Annotated in this window: 11 protein-coding genes; 6 read left to right on the top strand and 5 right to left on the bottom strand. The window is 48.2% G+C overall.

Going from position 1 to position 17,911, the window contains the following annotated elements; genetic code table 11:
• Positions 1 to 8: 8 nt before the first annotated feature.
• From ACXAGX_RS11360 to ACXAGX_RS11350, 3 genes are all read right to left on the bottom strand, one after another.
• A complete protein-coding gene (locus ACXAGX_RS11360) occupies positions 9 to 2,621 on the bottom strand; it encodes a glycoside hydrolase family 3 C-terminal domain-containing protein (protein ID WP_474838411.1) in 2,613 nt (870 codons plus the stop codon).
• Between the two features lie 63 nt (positions 2,622 to 2,684).
• Positions 2,685 to 4,988 carry a beta-N-acetylhexosaminidase gene (locus ACXAGX_RS11355; RefSeq protein WP_474838409.1) on the bottom strand — a complete coding sequence of 768 codons (2,304 nt, stop codon included), beginning with the start codon at positions 4,986 to 4,988 and terminating at the stop codon, positions 2,685 to 2,687.
• 76 nt (positions 4,989 to 5,064) lie between these two features.
• Positions 5,065 to 7,773 (bottom strand): TonB-dependent receptor, encoded by a 2,709-nt coding sequence (locus tag ACXAGX_RS11350; protein WP_474838406.1) that lies wholly within the window; start codon positions 7,771 to 7,773, stop codon positions 5,065 to 5,067.
• A 615-nt stretch (positions 7,774 to 8,388) separates the two neighbouring features.
• On the opposite strand from ACXAGX_RS11350, the gene ACXAGX_RS11345 reads away from it, so the two are divergent.
• Genes ACXAGX_RS11345 through ACXAGX_RS11320 form a run of 6 tightly spaced genes read left to right on the top strand, consistent with a single transcriptional unit; the run spans position 8,389 to position 15,660 of the window.
• Complete coding sequence (locus tag ACXAGX_RS11345; RefSeq protein WP_474838404.1) at positions 8,389 to 9,129, top strand: GntR family transcriptional regulator; 741 nt, start codon at positions 8,389 to 8,391, stop codon at positions 9,127 to 9,129.
• Positions 9,130 to 9,140: 11 nt separating this feature from the next.
• Positions 9,141 to 11,243, top strand: coding sequence for an alpha-L-fucosidase (locus tag ACXAGX_RS11340; protein WP_474838402.1), 2,103 nt, complete (start codon positions 9,141 to 9,143; stop codon positions 11,241 to 11,243).
• A gap of 54 nt (positions 11,244 to 11,297) precedes the next feature.
• Entirely contained in the window at positions 11,298 to 12,173 is an 876-nt protein-coding gene (locus ACXAGX_RS11335) for a glucosamine kinase nucleotide-binding domain-containing protein (protein WP_474838400.1), read from the top strand.
• A gap of 9 nt (positions 12,174 to 12,182) precedes the next feature.
• Positions 12,183 to 13,184 carry a glucosamine-6-phosphate deaminase NagB-II gene (gene nagB-II, locus ACXAGX_RS11330; protein WP_474838398.1) on the top strand — a complete coding sequence of 334 codons (1,002 nt, stop codon included), beginning with the start codon at positions 12,183 to 12,185 and terminating at the stop codon, positions 13,182 to 13,184.
• A gap of 4 nt (positions 13,185 to 13,188) precedes the next feature.
• Entirely contained in the window at positions 13,189 to 14,313 is a 1,125-nt protein-coding gene (gene nagA / locus ACXAGX_RS11325) for an N-acetylglucosamine-6-phosphate deacetylase (RefSeq protein WP_474838396.1), read from the top strand.
• 30 nt (positions 14,314 to 14,343) lie between these two features.
• Positions 14,344 to 15,660, top strand: a complete 1,317-nt coding sequence (locus tag ACXAGX_RS11320; RefSeq protein WP_474838394.1) for a sugar MFS transporter — start codon at positions 14,344 to 14,346, stop codon at positions 15,658 to 15,660.
• 46 nt (positions 15,661 to 15,706) lie between these two features.
• On the opposite strand, the gene ACXAGX_RS11315 is transcribed toward ACXAGX_RS11320, so the two are convergent.
• Complete coding sequence (locus tag ACXAGX_RS11315; protein ID WP_474838392.1) at positions 15,707 to 17,158, bottom strand: M20 family peptidase; 1,452 nt, start codon at positions 17,156 to 17,158, stop codon at positions 15,707 to 15,709.
• Between the two features lie 97 nt (positions 17,159 to 17,255).
• Positions 17,256 to 17,834 (bottom strand): NUDIX hydrolase, encoded by a 579-nt coding sequence (locus ACXAGX_RS11310; protein WP_474838390.1) that lies wholly within the window; start codon positions 17,832 to 17,834, stop codon positions 17,256 to 17,258.
• Between the last annotated feature and the right edge of the window lie 77 nt (positions 17,835 to 17,911).

Genomic DNA, 17,911 nt, shown 5'->3' with positions numbered 1-17,911 from the left:
TTGCTCCGTTAGTCTGCTGAAACAGTGGGACCGGTGATAGTGAAACTAAGGGTCTGACCGGCTGTGTCAGCGGGCTGTGAGCCACCAACAAAGAGTTGATATTCACCTGCTGTAATTTCCCGTTGCCCCGTCGCATTTACCAAACTGAGTTTGTCTGCAGGTACTGTGAAACTAATCTCTTTTGTTTCACCGGCTTGCAAAGAAACACGTTCAAAATTAACCAGTTCATGCAGTAAGCCTGTTTCCGATTCTGGCGGAAGAAGGTATGCCTGAACCACTTCCTCACCAGCGATGTCGCTCTGATTGGTAATATTCAGGGTCACAGTCAGCGGGCTGCCAGCTTGAATACTTGCAGTAGAAAGGGCAGCGTTTGAATAAGCAAAGGAGGAATAACTCAGGCCATGGCCGAAGGGGTAAAGTGCATCACCGGTGAAGTAACGGTGTGTCCGGCCTTGCATGTTGTAATCTGCAAAATCAGGTAAGTCGTTTTCAGAACGATAAACTGTAAGCGGTAACCGGCCTGATGGGTTGTATTCGCCGGACAGAATATCTGCAATTGCTCTACCACCAGATTCTCCGGGGTACCAGGCCTCCAACACCGCAGCAGCATTTTCATCAGACCAGTTAAGGGCAACAGCACTACCAGAAAGGTTAACTACAACCAGCGGCTTGTCAGTGGTCTTCAGAGCTTTGAGCAGGTTAAGTTGAGGTTCGGGCAGTGTCAGTTTGATTCGGTCCCCACGGTCAAACCCCGGGATGACTATCGACAGTTCCTCGCCTTCCAAATCAGGAGACAGGCCGGTAAATGCAACCACGACGTCCGCTGCTTTCGCTGCGGCTACGGCTTCGGCTACCTGTACTTCTGCCGGTGCCTGCCATTGCAGGCGCACCCCCCAGTCTCCGCCCTTATGAGAGAAATCTAGTTGCAGTGGTTGCGGTTCGCCGTTATCGAAATGAACCGTTGCAGATAGCGGCGCGCCTTTTTCTGGATGTTCCACTACTGGCTTACCGTCTACATAGAGAGTGAAAGCGTCATGGAAATCAGCTTTACACTCCCAGCAATCTTCCAGGTGGACGGATAATTCATAGTCGCCCGGCCCCGGCGGCACAATCATGCCCGACCAGCGCACTGAGTAGGGTTTACCCTTCAGTTCAGGAAGTGGTGAAGTGTTTTGCAAATCAAGGTTTACGGTGCGAGATGTACTTGTAGCAACCGGCTTTCCGGAAAAGTCTGTATTGGCATAATAGGTGGCGGTAAGTCCCGGCTCACCGTCAGCGGTTTTCAGGGCCGTTTCCGGAATCGCAACACCCAGGCCGTTTGCCAGGGGCGACCCCTGAGCATAAGATACTTGTTCCGCACCGAATGCAGCGCGCAATCCTTCAAGCGGCGTTACGGCGCCAGCAATAATGCCGCTGTAGTTGCCGCGCAGTGATTCGAGCAGATCGGCATTAGGGCCAATTACTGCGACCCGTGTTTCTGCTCCAAGCGGCAGGACGCCATCATTTTTCAGCAGTACCACCGATTTTCTGGCTGCTTCCAGGGCGATGTCAGCATGGGCTGCAGAATGGAGCTGGTCAGCGCCAATATTATCGTAGTGTGTTGGTTGCCCATCGATGCCCAGTTTGGCTCTGATGTTCCAGAGTCTGCCCAGCGCTTCATCGATACGTGACTCTTTCACCCAGCCTTTTTCAACAGCCTCGGTTAGTGATGCGAAGCCTGTTCCGCAGTTTAGATCGACGCCCGCGTTAATCACTTCAGCAGCATTTTGTGCCATGGATGAACGGTAGTGGTGGAACTCATTCATGTCGTACACCGCACCGCAGTCAGTCACTACATAACCTTCAAAGCCCCATTTATCACGCAGAGTACCGTCAATCAAATTCGGGTCGCCGCAAACCGGTACACCTTTGATTGCGTTATAGGCACACATTACAGAACCCACCTGACCTTCCTGAACCACTTGCTGGAAAGCCGGTAAAAAGGTGGCGGCCAAATCATAATCTGTGGCTTTTGAATCAAACCCGTGACGAATACCTTCCGGGCCTGAGTGCGCAGCAATGTGTTTCACACTGGAGATGGTTAACGGATTTTTTGGATCAGGACCTTGCAGACCCTGAACAAAATTAACGGCTAATGCACCGGTGAGTGACGGGTCTTCACCAAAGGTTTCCTGACCGCGGCCCCAGCGGGGATCCCGGAAGATATTCACATTAGGCGACCAAATTGTGAGGCCGTAGTATCGGGCGTGGGTTTGATCTTTTGGAATGCTGTTGAATTTGGCGCGAGCTTCCACACCGACCACGTTGCCAATCTCTTTCAGTAACGGTTTGTCCCAGGTGGCGGCAAGGCCGATTGCCTGGGGAAAGACAGTCGCTTCACCGGCTCTGGCGATGCCGTGAAGGCCCTCGTTCCACCAGTTGTAGCCCACTACATCCAGACGGTCGATGCCTTTGGCGACATCCTGAAGCTGTGAAACCTTTTCTTCCAATGTCATCTGAGTGATTACAGATGGTTCTTTGGTAACCATCTTTTGCTCAGATTTCTGTTCAGTACATGCTGTCACGGAAATCGCTGCGATTACGCTGGCGATAGCACTAAGTTTTAATCTGGTATGTTGCATTATTCCCTCAACATCTTAGTTTGGAAAAACGCGCCGTCTACGCGGCGCTGTTGATGTATTTATTTACGGTTGCAGTGTCACGCTGCCAATGGCGTGAAATGGGCCATCTAGAGGGGAGGCAAACAGGAAGCAGAGGTCGTGCTCACCCTGGATATCTTTCTCAAGTTGAACTGTCAGTTGATTCTGGTTAGGCGATACCGCCGGATTTTCCAACGCAACACGGGCAACTTCTTCACCGCTTTCACACTTGTCCAGATAAACAATCAGATCACCAAACTTCGATTCCCAGGGATATGATTTCACCATGTGGGCTTCGTGTGCGAGTGCGTAGTTTCGTGCCAGTCTGGCTTTATCAATTTTCATGCTCGAAATTCCGGACATTTCTGCCTCTGGATACACAAAGCAGTCATGGAAAATGTCGATATCATAAACCGGAGACTGGGCGCCGGAGTCAGCAGTAAGTGGCACACGCAGACCAAAATCACCGCCGTAGCAGGTTCTGAATTCGCCGGATACCCGGGTTCTGAGTTTTTCTTCAGTAGGCGTGTAGTTGCGGGTTTTCGCCAGAACACGACCTTGGTCATCGAAAGTTGCTGAACGCACCCGGTCACCAAAAGCAACTTTAATCGGCTTGCTGTAAAGCGGTGACGAAGCCGTAGGCTCTGAACCATCGGTGGTATAGCGGATATTTCCCGATTGCAGTTGGTTGGAAATAACCAGCTCGCCAGTGCCACTGGCTAGCATACTGTTTCGACCGTCTTTAAGGCCAAAGTCGGCAGCGTATTCACCGTCGCCAGCTACGACATTTTGCTCGTCGTATCGGGCAATTTGCTCAGGCATGCGGTCAAGAAACGATGACCAGCTGGTTTCCGTTACCGGCGTCCATGCAATTTCAGCTATGGCTGCAGCGCGTGGGAATGCAAGATATTCCAAATACCAGGGCGTCATGATGTATTCACTCCACAGATGACCCTGAACACCAAGAATATGCTGCTTTTCCTCCACGGTAAGAGCGGCAGGCGTAATATCCGTTTTGTAAATTTTTGATAGGCCCGTTACAGAGATACGCCCCGACGGATCGTCTGCACGGTGTGTGGCAAGATGATTTATGTAGAACAATGACTGAACCACATCGTGGCCTTTTTGGGCCGCTTCGATTGCGCCGCGGTTTCCACGCCAACTCATGATGGTGGTAGAAGAAGGCACATTTCCTTCTAATACTTCATCCCAGCCGATCATTTTGCGGCCATGCTCTGCCAGGTAGTTGCCTAGCTGACTCATAAACCAGCCCTGCATTTCAAAACCTGTCTCGATGCCCAGTGATTTCATTTGCGCCTGAACTTCCGGCGACGCTTCCCATTGGTCATTGGGGGCTTCATCGCCACCTAGGTGAATGTATTCGCCGGGGAATAAATCCATCACTTCATCCAGTACGTCCTTGATGAATGCCATGCTTTTTTCGTTCGGATTGAACAGATAGTAGTTAATACCCCAGTCAGCGGATACTTCAGGCTTGTCACTGGTTACACCAACGATCTCAGGGTAAGAGGCAACGGCCGCCTGGGCATGACCAGGCATATCGATCTCAGGGATTACGGTGATTTGTCTTGCCGCTGCGTAAGCAACGATTTCGCGGATATCATCCTGGGTGTAGAAGCCACCGTAGGTGCCCTGGGAGTATTCTGGGTTACCGTTCGAAGGTGGTTTACGCCACGCACCAACTTCAGTCAGCTTGGGGTATTTTTTAATTTCAATACGCCAACCTTGGTCGTCAGCTAAGTGGATGTGCAGCTTGTTGAATTTGAGTTGTGCCATTTGGTCAATAAATGACTTTACCGATTCCACAGGAACAAAGTGGCGGGAAGGATCCAACATGAGACCTCGCCAATCGAAGGCTGGCCAGTCTTCGATATGAACACCTGGAATAGTGGCATTGTTACCAAAATCTGCGTTTGAAGACGCTAATTGCGCAAGCGTAGCGATACCGTTAAATAACCCCGCTTCCGCGTTGGCGGAAATAGTGATGCCCTTTTTTGTTACATCAAGAATATACGCTTCATCAGAGGCGAGTTCTTCTTTGGTTAGTTGCAAGCGAACGCCTGCCTTGGAACAGCTTTCTTTCGTCAGTGCGAGCCCCTGGGCCTTATTCATAAAGTATTTGAGCATGTCTGCGGAAGTCTGAATATTGTCTGCGGCACAAACAGCTGTTTTTGACGTCAGGGTAAATTCCGAACCTTCATAAGCAATTTCGGCAGGCCAAGGGATCAGTGAGAGGTCCTGTTGGTCAGCGTTCGCTGCCATTGTTGTCTGACTGAACAAGGCTAGTGGTAATGCGGTTGCCAGAAGATTTTTTTGAATTTTTTTCATTTAATAACTCGAACTGGTTTTGTATTCATTGTTGCTGGTATACAGCGGAAAGGGGGCATTGCGCCCCCGAATCGGATTAGAAGTTAAAGCTCGCACCCAGTGAGAACTGACGACCATTTTTGTAAAAGCTCGTAGGAGCGATGGTCACAGATGAGTACTGGTAGTATGTTTCATCAAGCAAATTCGAAGCCTGTACGGTGAAAGAAAGGTTCTCGCTCCACTCGTAGGTACCAGAGAAGTCTAACTGCGTGTATGACGCGGTATAGTCCTGCGATGCCAAACGACCAATTTGCGTGAAATATTCACTTCGGTAGCCATAGTTCAGACGAAGCTGCAGGGGGCCTTTTTCATAGTAAGGCGTTACGTTTACTGTCAGGTCTGATAGGTAAGGCATGTAATATTCATTACTGGGTACGTCAGCATCTGCAAACGTAGCATTGGTCGCAATACCAAAGCCCCAGCCCAAATCGAACTGCCCCTGAAGCGCTAAGCCATATACTTTCGCCGCTTCAGCATTAATTGGTGACGAGATAAAGTAGGTACCTGTATTGCCTGTTAGCGTGTTGTACAGCTCTTGTTCTGTTGTATCAGTTACGATGTAAGACGATACGTCACGGAAAAAGATTTCCGCTGCAACCATGTCAGTTTCACGGAAATAATATTCAGCTGACATTTCGTAGTTGGTTGACTCATACGGCTTGAGATCAGGGTTACCGCCACCGCCAGTCAAGGTGGTATCGCTTAATTCAAATGCACCAGCAAGATCGCTGTAGCGTGGACGGGCTATTACTTTCGCTGCACCGGCTTTTAACAGGAAGTCTTCAGTTACTGAATAAACGACGTTGATAGAAGGCAGTGCTTTGGTGTAGCTGTTTGATATAGATTCTGCAGACCAGGTTTGGGAATCTGAATCATATTGCCAGAAGTCAGAAACATCTTCGGTTCTAACTACACGCACACCTACATTACCTTTGAAGTCCTCCCATTCAAAGTTACCTTGAAGGTAACCGGCAACGACGTCTTCTTTAACTTCAAATTGAGAGCCGTAGTTGTATTCGAGTGGGCCTTGAACACCAGAGTTCATCATGTCGAGAATGCCGTCTTTAGTGAGAATGGCATATTGCGTTGAGTTGCCGCCAGCTCCCAGACCATCCCATAAACTAGATGGAGAGAGTGTCCAATCCCAGTCACTCAAATCGGTCGCTTCGGTAAGATAAACGCGAGTTGAGGAGGCATCTACCCAGTTTTTGTGCGTGCTCGCTTTGGCACCAAATAGTACTTTGGTGAAAAACCCACTGGCGACGTTATATTCGAAATCAATCTGCCCATAAGTTTCTTCGTCGTTGTAAAGCAGATCGGCAATAACGCCTATTTGCAAATAGTCGTCAGTTACACCATTAACTGTCATTTCAGTTAGGTCAGTACGCGAGAAGGTGGTTGGATCTGAAGGATCGGCAACGTATTGCTGGAAGGTATGGCTTTGATCGAATTCGAAACTGTAACCACCCTGATGATGGAAATTAGTTTGATATTCAGGCGATTTACCACCGGTTGCTTTGGTATAACCCACGTTACCGGATACTTTCCAGATATCGTTTGTCCACTTACCTGCAAGGTTGTAGCTTTCTGTATCAACCTCTGATTCACGGTAGATTGGGTCTAGCTGCGCAGAATTTGATGATGTGCCGGCGATAGTTCCTGAGGTAACGATACCCTGATTAACCGTCAGATCGGTGGCATCACCACCTACCCAAGAAGCTGCTGTGTACTCAGATTGGTTGAAGTTGGTGTAGTCACCATAAATCTGCATAGTGGTGAAAGTAATTTCCGAGTCGTCACTTGGTTTCCATTGCAGTGCACCATTTAAACCAAGGCGCTCACGCTCTTGATTGAAGAAGGCGAAGTTAATACAGCAAGGTACCCGTGCATCCATTAGCTCGTTGTAAGATTCCACTGTAGGTGCAGCACCGTTGATATTGGCACCAGTCACACCTGTCACATTGCCTTCAGCATCGGTGGTAGTATCAAATGCGTTTGCGAAAATGTTGCCGCCAGAATAGCCAAAGTATTCAATACCCGCGCGGTATAGTGTTTTCTTATCGTATTGAGCGGAAAGCAGCACACCAAAGGTTTCATCATCGTTTTTCCAGCTATACAAGGCTGAATAACGACCATTACCTTTTTCAGAGCGGTCATTGTAAGAATAACCAACAGAAGCTGAAAACGTGTTCGCGTCTAAATCAAATGGTTTACGTGTATCGATGAGTACGGTACCACCAACAGACCCTTCATCGATCCAGGCTTCCGGGTTTTTAAATACTCGGGCCTGACCAATGATCTCAGGTGCCAGCATAGCGTAGTTGAAGGTTCGGCCTGATACGTCGTTGGGGTTACCACCCCAGTCTGCAGATGCGATGGCATGGCCGTCAATAAAAATTCGGTTCAGCGCAGGGTCAGTACCATGTATCGAGACTTTTTCGCCTTCACCGAATTGACGATCTACTGAGAAACCGGGTAAGCGAGAAAGTGTTTCTGCAACGTTGACGTCTGGTAATTTACCGATGTCTTCAAGTGCAATAACATCGCTGATAGTGTCATTGTCTTTTTTGAGTTCGCGCGCGCTGAATAAGCTACTACGGATCCCAGAAACTTCTATTTTCTCTACTTCATCATTATCTGGCACGTCAGTTTCCTGAGCAGATACACCTGCATGTATGCATGCACCTGTAATGAGCGTTGCGAGTAGTGTCTTTTTAAACGGTCTGAATGTGCGTGTTTTAGTCACGATGATATTCCCAATATTTATAAATATATATTGTGGAAACCGGTCATCTAACTAACCTCATCAACAGTTATCTGCTGACAGTAGATGCGAGTTTTCCCTGTATGCCCTTCAAATAAAAGAAACGTTTATTGTCCTGTTATGGTAATAAATTGGACTCAAATAGGTATCCTTTGGTTAATATATATTCACATTGGTCACATGGTGTCAATTCATAATATTTAATAATTTCGACATTTTGTTGAAATAAATAGTTTAACTTTTTGATTTTTATGCATTTAAAAAAATAATCCTCACTTTTGTTATGGATATAACCAATACTGTAAATGGTATTTCATATGCAGGTTGAAAGTATTTTTATTTAATTTTTTGTCCTTTTTTTGAACTTTATGCTTGACGGAAAGAACTATTTAGATGAAATTAAAATCAGTGGTACTAGATTGGTTTTAGACTAAAGGTGATTTTTACTGTTTGGATTGGCATTTTGACGAGCGTTACGGGTATTAACTTGCTTTAGAGTTAATACCAATTTGCGATATGCTAGCGCGTGAACAAATATTAAGCAGTAACTCTGTCGAAACTTGCCTGACTAGCGTTGCATAAAACTGGAGAGTAAGAATGGCCTTTGTCGATCTGATTGGAAAAATACCAGAAGACGATCCTTCACCTTTGTACATGAAAATACAGAAGGCGATAAAAAACGCGATTGTCAGTAAAAAAATAGCCATAGGCGACATTATTCCGCCCGAAAGAGATCTTGCTGAAGCGCTGCAGGTTTCCCGAATAACAATTCGTAAAGCCATAGACGTTCTGGTGAACGAAAAGCTGCTTGAGAAAAGACAGGGCTCAGGAACGTTTGTTGCCAATCGCGTAGAAAAGAGTTTTTTAAAAATTTCCTCCTTTACAGAAGACATGCTTTCAAGAGGGTACACGCCTCACTCGGTAATTATCTCTAAAGAAGAGGGATTGGTATCACCCATGGAATCTATGTCTTTGGGTATACCCCCGGGAGCCAGTGTTTATCGGATTATTCGCATTCGTTATGCCGATGACATCCCTATGGCGTACGAGATTGCAACAATTGATAAGGAGTGCCTCACCAGTTTAGATGCAGTGGGTGAATCCCTTTACGACGCGCTGGAAAAAGCAGGTAACCGACCAGTGCGTGCTCTGCAGCGTCTGCGAGCGATTGCATTTAAAAGTGAGGTGGCAGCGAAACTCAATATACCCGAGGGCTCACCGGGCCTTTACATAGAAAGACGTGCTTTTTTAGCGAATGGAAGACCTTGCGAATATACCCAGTCTTTCTATCGTGGCGACACATATGACATGGTTGCCGAACTTAATTACGTAACATAAACGGAGAATTCATGGACTTAAACCGACGTAAGCTGATGATCGGCTCTGTGGTGGGAACATCACTAATTTATGGGCTGTCAGCCTGTAGTTCAGTCACTGGTAAGCAGTCTAAACCAGGTAAAATCGTCGGTATTAAGCCTTTCGGTGCTTTACCTTCACAGCGCCAAAGTGATTGGCAGGACCTCGAAACCTACGCGTTTCTCCACTTCTCCGTGAATACGTTCACCGATCGCGAGTGGGGATACGGTGACGAGAGCCCTGAAATTTTCAACCCAACTGATTTTAGTGCTGCGCAAATTGTTTCCGCGGCAAAAGCGGGTGGTTTGAAAGGGCTCATCATTACGGCTAAACACCATGATGGTTTTTGCTTGTGGCCTTCAAAATACACAGACCACAGTATAAAAAGCTCGCCATACAAGAATGGTAAAGGCGATATCGTGGGAGAGATTGCCAGTGCCTGCAAACAGCAAGGCCTCAAGTTTGGTGTATATCTTTCGCCCTGGGACCGTAATCACCCCGAATATGGTCGAGCAGCCTATGTCGAGTACTATCATAATCAATTGGAAGAGCTGACTACCCTTTACGGCCCGTTGTTTGAAGTGTGGTTCGACGGCGCGAACGGTGGTGATGGTTACTACGGTGGCGCCCGTGAAACCCGAAAAATCGAAGCGGCTACCTATTACCAGTGGGATAAGGTACGTGCCATTGTCCGTCGTAACCAGCCTCATGCTGTAATGTTTGCGGATGCAGACATGGACGTGCGCTGGGTTGGTAACGAAAAAGGCATTGCCGGCGACCCGTGCTGGCCAACCATGGACCGCACGCCTTACACCATGCCCAAAGGTAACAGTGGTGTGAGACTTGGAGAGTTGTGGAACCCAGCTGAAACGAACACATCTATCCGCCCAGGATGGTTCTGGCATAAAGATGAAAACGAAAGCGTTCGCTCACCGGCTAATCTATTCAACCTCTACATGACTTCTGTTGCTCGAGGTACAAATTTGCTTTTGAACCTGCCTCCCGATCGCACTGGCCAGATTTATCAAGCCGATGTTGATTCGCTGAAGGGCTTTAAGGCCATTCTGGATAAAACCTATAAGACCAACTTTGCTGCCGATGCCAGTGTGGAAGCGTCATCTGTTGCTGCCGGTACCAGTGCTAAACGCGTGTTGTTTGACGGTGGTGTGTGGGCAGCGGATGAAAGTGACACCGCAGGCGCCTGGATCACGCTGACGCTACCCGAAGCGCGGACGTTTGATTTTATTCGTATTCGAGAAGTGATCGAATACGGCGTGCGCATTGACCAGTTTGTGGTTGAAGCTCGCGTCGCTGGACAATGGCAGGAAGTAGCGCGCAAGGTTTACATTGGTCACCAGCGCTTACTGAAACTCGATGCGCCTATAGTGGCAGACAAAATTCGTTTGAAAATCATTTCAGCAAAGGCTTCGCCAGTGATTTCGGAGATCAGTTTGTTCCGGTTACCGGAGTTTATCGAAGAGCCAAAAATTATCCGAGATCAATCAGGCATGGTCACAGTTATCAATGCCGAACCGAATCTTACCATCCTCTATTCCACTGATGGCAGCCAGCCATCGAAAGTCTACAAAAGTCCATTTCCGTTGAAAGATGGCGGCGTGGTTAAGGCACTTTCACGTAAAGGTGAAGTGGAAAGCGCTGTGACTACACAAGCCTTTGATGTGGCCCCAGTTGACTGGAAAGTGCTTGTACCTGCTGGAGGAGAGTATGCGTTTTTGCTATCGGGTGATGCAGGTTGGAGTTCGCCGGTCTACAGCGGAATGCCAGGTAAACCCATTGAGATCATTGTTGACCTGGGTAAATCCTATTCTCTAACTGGCTTTACTTTGCGCCCGGCATCGCAGAATCCGTATGACGCAGGCCCACCTGCCTATTATACAGCGTATGTTGGCAGTAAGCCGGGAAGCTGGAAAGCGGTGGCAGAAGATGAGTTCTCCAACATCGCCGCCAACCGAGGTGAGCAGAAAGTCCGCTTCGGAAGCATCCAAGAGGGTCGCTATTTACGTCTTGTATTGCCTAAGCCGGTTAAAGGCTCGAGCACTATAGCCATCGGTGGTGTCGGTATTCTGACCCGTTAAGTTGCCAATACGCTTTTGCATTAGCGCAAATCAGCGGAGAAGAAGGATACAAAAGTGACACCAAGAAAACTGTTCATGGGTATCGATGGCGGGGGAACGAAAACCTTTGCCAGGCTCGAAAATGCAAGTGGCAAATTGCTAGGCGAAGGGTTATCTGGCTCAGGTAACCCAGCACAAAATAGCGAAGTAGCGCTAAATTCGATTTTAGAAGCTAGCGCGACTGCTATTGAGGCCGCTGGACTGCCCCGAGAAGCCATCAGCGAAATATATGTGCATATGGGGTTGGCCGGTGTGTCGGTACCCAAATATGCTGAAATCGCAGCGAATTGGGAATTGCCTTTTCGAGACGCGCGAATTACTACTGACCTGCATATAGCCAGTGCCGGTGCACATGAGGGGAAAGAAGGTTCCATTCTGATCACCGGTACCGGTTCCTCTGCATTCGCGGAGGCCAACGGCGAGCACTTTATTCTTGGTGGACACGGCTTTCCAATTGGCGACAAGGCGAGTGGGGCATGGCTGGGATGGAAAGCGATTAGTTATACGCTGGAAGGCTTTGATGGCCTTCAAGAAACCACGGCACTTTCCTCCGCGGTTACAAAAAGTCTTGGCGTATCTTCGGCATCCAATATTGTCGCGATGGCGCTCCACTACAAGTCCCGAGATTTTGCCACTTTGGCGCCTCTCGTGATTGAACACGCACGAAACGGTGACCCATTGGGTATGACGATAATGCATGAAGGTGCAGATTATCTTACTCGTCTAATCACAAGACTGTTAGAAATTCAGCCTGCTCGTTTTTCCATGATTGGCGGACTCGCACCTCTTTGGCAAGAGTGGTTGCCAAATCACATTCAATCACAGATCAAACCTGCCTTATTATCGCCGGAAGCAGGTGCTGTCAGGCTGGCAAGAAACACATTTTTATAAGGTTAAACTATGAATACTCCAACCAAAATGGCCGTAGAAACGTTAGAAACGCCAGAAGTAATAAGACGCCAACTGGAAAAGAACGCTGGGCTGTATCAGCAGTTAGCAGCGCAGCTTAAAACGCTCGCACCGAAATTTGTTTATATGATTGGTCGAGGTACCTCAGACCACGCTGGTGTATATGGTAAGTATCTCATTGAAACAGAGCTAGGTCTTCCTGTGGCTTCTGCGGCTCCTTCTGTGACCAGTGTGTTTGGTAAGAAACTAAAACTCGAAGGTGCACTGGTATTTGTCATTTCACAGTCTGGGCGCAGTCCAGATATTATGGCGCAGGCTCAAATGGCAAAAGATGCGGGGGGCTTCTGCGTTGCGTTGGTTAACGATGAAAGCTCACCACTGGCCGACATCGTTGATATCTTCATTCCGTTGCAGGCTGGTCCTGAAGTTGCAGTGGCTGCCACTAAAAGCTACCTGGCTTCACTAAGTGCACTGCTTAGTATCGTGGCCGAATGGAAAAATGACGCATCCCTCAAAGCGGCAATTGATGGATTGCCTGCACAAATGGAACAAACCATTGCTCTGCAACCGGTATTAGACGAGACTTTACTTGGCGCCATTGAGCGTTGTGTAGTGCTTGGCCGGGCATTTGGCTACGCTATCTCCCGCGAGATCGCACTAAAACTGAAAGAAGTTTGTGGAATTCAGGCGGAAGCGTTTAGTTCGGCAGAGTTTTTACACGGCCCCATTTCTTTGCTCAATCGTGGGGTTGCAACATTAGACGCTTCAGTTAATGATGCATCGCTACCATTTCACCGGGATCAAATTGAAGAGATAAAGCGTCGCGGTGGAAATGTTAAAGCACTTTTTCTGCCTGATGAAAGTGTGCACTCACTTGTGGCTCCATTGCTTACCATGCAGCGTTTTTATCTTGATATCGAGCAGGCCGCGAGAAATATGCAGATGGATCCCGACAGTCCGATAGGGCTAAAGAAAGTTACTGAAACGGTATAACAGTATGCAAGAATATTTTTCCAGACAGTTTTTCGATGGCGATTTGCTTCGAAAAAATGTCTGCTTTTCGGTCGCTGACGGCAAGATAATTGCCGTTAGAGAGTCAGAGAAACCCGGTCAGGCCACTGAAATAGATGGGCTCGTTGTGCCGGGGTTCGTCGACATCCAGGTAAATGGCGGTGGTGGAGTGCAGTTCAATAGTGAGCCCACGGTTGAATGCTTGGTTAAAATGGCCAATGCTCACCTGCAAACGGGTTCAGGTAGCATCATGCCTACCCTCATCACCGACGACCTAACCGTTATGTGTCAAGGCGCGGATGCGATAGCTGAGGCTCGCAAAATATTGCCATCAGCTATACCTGGCGTTCATTTTGAGGGGCCACACCTGAGTGCCGCTAAAAAAGGCATGCATAGCGCGTCGCACATTCGCCCGTTGTCAGATGAGGAATTAGCAATATTCGCTCGTGATGATCTGGGCCAAGTAGTAGTCACGGTCGCGCCGGAATCGGTAACCACCGACGATATCCGCAAACTAACAGATCTTGGCATTATTGTTTCTCTGGGCCATACCAACACGAATGCAGAAAACTGCTTGCAAGCATTTGACGCTGGGGCGCGTTCTGCGACTCATCTTTACAATGCCATGTCGCCGCTTACTAGTCGTGAGCCTGGCCTGGTTGGAACGGCAATGTATCGTGAACAGGCTTATTGTGGCCTGATTGTAGATCATCAACATGTTCATCCCATCAGTGCCACGCTGGCGATTCGCCTGAAAGGTGACAAAAAGTTGATGTTGATCACTGACGCTATGGCACCAGCCGCAAGTGATATCGATCATTTCGTTTATCAAGACGTGAAGGTGGTACGTGATGGCCCAACGCTAAAACTGGATGATGGGACGCTGGCTGGCTCTGTCCTTACTATGGAAGAAGCAGTCAGAAATACTCACTTTGATCTCGGTATCAGTTTGCAATCCACATTGAGAATGGCAACGTCGACGCCAGCAGAATACCTGGGCCTGTCGTCGTTCATCGGCAACCTCAAGCCAGGATGCCAGGCGACATTTATGTCTTTAACACCTGAACTTCAAATCGCCGGGATTTGGCGAGACGGCAAGCAGCAAAAGTAGCTGATAACGATAATAAGAAGGAAGAAGAAAATGACAACAACGCATAAAGCGCCGTCGACAATATTTCCTATGATAATCATAGGCACACTGTTTTTTGTTTTTGGATTTATAACCTGGCTTAACGGTGCATTGATTCCGTTCCTGCAAATTGTTTGTCAGTTGAGCAGTGGCGAGGCGTTGTTCATCACTTTTAGTTTCTATATTGCCTACGTCGTTATGGCGTTGCCCATGTCTTTTGTGCTGAATAAAGTGGGCTATCGGAATGCCATGTCAATTGGACTCGGTTTAATGGCGCTGGGTTGTTTGCTATTTGTGCCTGCAGCAGAGGGGCAACTCTTTGTTCTATTTTTGCTTGCGCAATTTATCGTCGGTTCCGGTCTGACAATCCTTCAAACTGCATCAAACCCTTATATCGTTAAAATTGGTCCTGCAGAGAGTGCCGCTGCCCGTATTTCAATCATGGGCTTGCTCAATAAAGGGGCTGGCTGGCTAGCGCCAAAAATCTTTATCGCACTTGTGCTTGGTGCCTTTGCGGGTATCACCGCTCAAAGTGTCGCTGAAATGGATGCCGCAGCACGTGCAAGTCAGATTGCAGAACTTGCTGACAGTCTGGTTCAGCCGTACGTTGGCATGGCTGTTGGCTTGATTTTACTTGCGATTGCATTGCGTTTTTCAGGTCTGCCTGAACTGGATCTTGAAGCCGAAGATGAACATCTCTCAGAAGTGGGGCAGGGTACTGGCAGTATCACGCAGTTTCCGCAACTGGTACTGGGCGTGGTGGCGCTGTTCTTCTATGTTGGCGTTGAGGTTATTGCCGGAGATACTATTGGTTTAGCGGGCTCAGAACTTGGCGTGCCTGGCGCTATTGGCCTCACGTCTTACACGATGCTATTTATGGTGGCAGGCTATCTACTTGGTCTGGTGCTGATCCCACGAGTCATGTCGCAACAAAAAATGCTCATGTTGTCGAATGTTCTCGGCATCGTTTTGGCTGTCATTATTCCGTTACTGGATATTGAAAGTCATGGCATATCAAATGTGCTGTGGGGCTGGTCGGGGGCCGCAACATTGCCTGATCCAATTACCGCAATTGCGTTGCTTGGCCTTGCTAATGCCATTGTATGGCCAGCTATATGGCCGCTTGCATTAGATGGTTTAGGTCATTTCACCGCACGCGGCTCAGCATTGCTCATTATGGGTATTGCTGGTGGCGCCATTCTGCCATTGTTTTACGGTCACCTTGCTGAATCTGTAGGTGTGTTACACGCTTACTGGATGACCGTACCTTGCTATGCCTTTATTCTGTTTTACGCAGTGAAGGGCTGTAAGATGCGTAGCTGGAAATAAGTACAGCCGTTATTTTAAAAAGGGAAGTGCTGCCACTTCCCTTTCTCTACTGCTGCTGCATCAGCGCCGTATAAAACTGTGTTGCTCTTACCAGATTCTCAATACTTACCCGTTCATTGGTGCCATGAAAACCCGCTAAATCGTCGTTGTTGATCACCATTGGGTTGAACCGGTAAGCATTAGTGATATCGCCATAAAAGCGGCTGTCGGTGGCGGCAATGGTGAGTCCAGGAGTGATAATTGCCTCGGGATAGACCGCGCGGGTGGTTTGTACCAACTGGGTGAATCCGGCGTTGTCGGTGGCGGCAACGGGTGAGGCTTCGATGAATTCGCCTACCTCTAATTTTACACGCTCGTCGTCAATCGCGGCAGTAACCCAGTTCACTACATCCTGAACCGTATCACGGGGATGCAGGCGGAAGTTAATAGTGGCGGTTGCTGTTGCCGGTAACACGTTAGATTTCACGCTACCAGAGAGCATGGTAGGGGCTGTTGTGGTGCGCATCATAGCGTTACCGCTTTTAGTATCGTCAAGCACGCTGCTCAGCAACGGTTTAAATAGCCATAGATTTGCAAAGAGTAAGCGCTTACTAAAGTCCATATTACGGGCGATATCGCCGTACATTTTTTCGCTGATCCCTTCAAGGCCGCCGGGTAACGGGGCGCTTTTCAGCTTCACCAATGCTTCTGCAAGTACCGTTACTGCCGTATCTACCGGCGGCATAGAACTGTGTCCACCTTCACCGTGGGCGATAAGCTTCAGCGTCAGATAGCCTTTTTCAGAAACATTAATGCTCGCAATACCTTTATCTACACCGGGCACAATGCCATCGAGTACAAACGAACCTTCATCCAGCGACCACGCTGGGCTGATATTGTTATCACGGAACCATTGCGTCACCGCCACCGCGCCGTCCTCGCTGCCGAGTTCTTCATCATGGGTGAGGGCGATATAAATATCCTGTTTCGGCGTAAAGCCGGTTTTCAGTAGGCCAGATACCGACGCCATCAGAGAAATTACTGCACTTTTGTCGTCGAGAGCACCACGGCCCCATATGTACCCTTCGGCAATATCACCGGCGAATGGGGAATGAGACCATTCATTCTCGGTACCAGGATTCACCGGCACCACATCATAGTGAGCGGAAAACAGAACCGGCTGCGCGTTTCCTTCTTTACCGTTCCAGCGAAGTAATAAGGTGTGAGTGTTGATACGGGTAAGGCTGAGCTGTTCAAACATATCAGGGTAAGTATGCTCGAGCCACTGCTGAAATGCCCTGAAGCCAGCGTAATCATCCGGGTTACCGTTTTCCCAGGAAATAGTTTTAAAGGTAATGGCTTCGGAAAGCTGCTTTGCCAGCGTGCCGGCGTCAGGCTGAATGAGCGCCATTGGCTTTAACGGCGCGTTCTCAACGGGAGTATATCGCACGGCATTGAAGATAAGAATGCCAAGCAGGCCAACCAGCAAAACCCCGACAATTTTAAAAAAACGCAGCATAAATAAATCCTTTCAATGGCGTCCTGCAAGTTACGTCATTCAATAGTAAATGTTTTGAAAAAAGCCGTTAACGCAGTCATTCAGCGCGCCATATTCGTTACAAGAGTGAATCAATAACCATTTTCACAGCCTGCCGCAGAGAAGGAAAGGCAATATCCTGTAGCTTAACCTGCTCAGGTTGCAACCACTTTACAGCGGCAATTTCTGCTGCCTGTAGCATAAACTCAGGCTTTTTATCCAGCTGCGCAATATAGAAGCCATCACACGTGTGATAGCGCACTCCGGCATAATCGTAGACGTTTGGCGCTGACATCAGATATTTCCAGTCAGTAATATGAATACCCAGTTCTTCGCGGGTTTCGCGTACTAAGGCTTGTTCAAGCGACTCGTCAAAATCGACAAAACCTCCGGGTAAGCCCAGTTTTCCTTTGCCCGGTGCTTTTCCTCGCACAGTGAACAAAAGTTTGCCGTCGTGAACCAGAACTCCTGCCACCGCTGTTGCTGCATTAATAAAATAGGTGAAGTCACAGTGGTCGCAGTTATAGCGGTTTTCGGTTAGCCGAAACGCATCACTGGCACAAGAAGGGCAGAACTTAAAAGGCTTTGGATTCATCAAGCGGAAGTAGTCATACACGTTGAAGCTCTCAGCATGCCAGAAAGCGCCAGTGAGTGCCAAAAATAAGATCAGCTGATAAAGGATTGAATCAACGACGTTAATTTAATTTCGTCCATAAAAGTCACGAACAATATGCC

The organism is Alteromonas sp. ABV4_515, from assembly GCF_056160345.1.
Note: the sequence above shows the minus strand (reverse complement) of the source record. Positions and strands in the feature narration are given on the sequence as shown.

What these genes read in the sequence shown, in the direction of transcription:
- nagA (WP_474838396.1), top strand. Translation starts at nt 13,189, where the DNA reads ATGCAAGAATATTTTTCCAGACAGTTTTTCGATGGCGATTTGCTTCGA.
- ACXAGX_RS11345 (WP_474838404.1), top strand. Translation starts at nt 8,389, where the DNA reads ATGGCCTTTGTCGATCTGATTGGAAAAATACCAGAAGACGATCCTTCA.
- ACXAGX_RS11315 (WP_474838392.1), bottom strand. Translation starts at nt 17,158, where the DNA reads ATGCTGCGTTTTTTTAAAATTGTCGGGGTTTTGCTGGTTGGCCTGCTT.
- ACXAGX_RS11360 (WP_474838411.1), bottom strand. Translation starts at nt 2,621, where the DNA reads ATGCAACATACCAGATTAAAACTTAGTGCTATCGCCAGCGTAATCGCA.
- ACXAGX_RS11355 (WP_474838409.1), bottom strand. Translation starts at nt 4,988, where the DNA reads ATGAAAAAAATTCAAAAAAATCTTCTGGCAACCGCATTACCACTAGCC.
- ACXAGX_RS11340 (WP_474838402.1), top strand. Translation starts at nt 9,141, where the DNA reads ATGGACTTAAACCGACGTAAGCTGATGATCGGCTCTGTGGTGGGAACA.
- nagB-II (WP_474838398.1), top strand. Translation starts at nt 12,183, where the DNA reads ATGAATACTCCAACCAAAATGGCCGTAGAAACGTTAGAAACGCCAGAA.
- ACXAGX_RS11320 (WP_474838394.1), top strand. Translation starts at nt 14,344, where the DNA reads ATGACAACAACGCATAAAGCGCCGTCGACAATATTTCCTATGATAATC.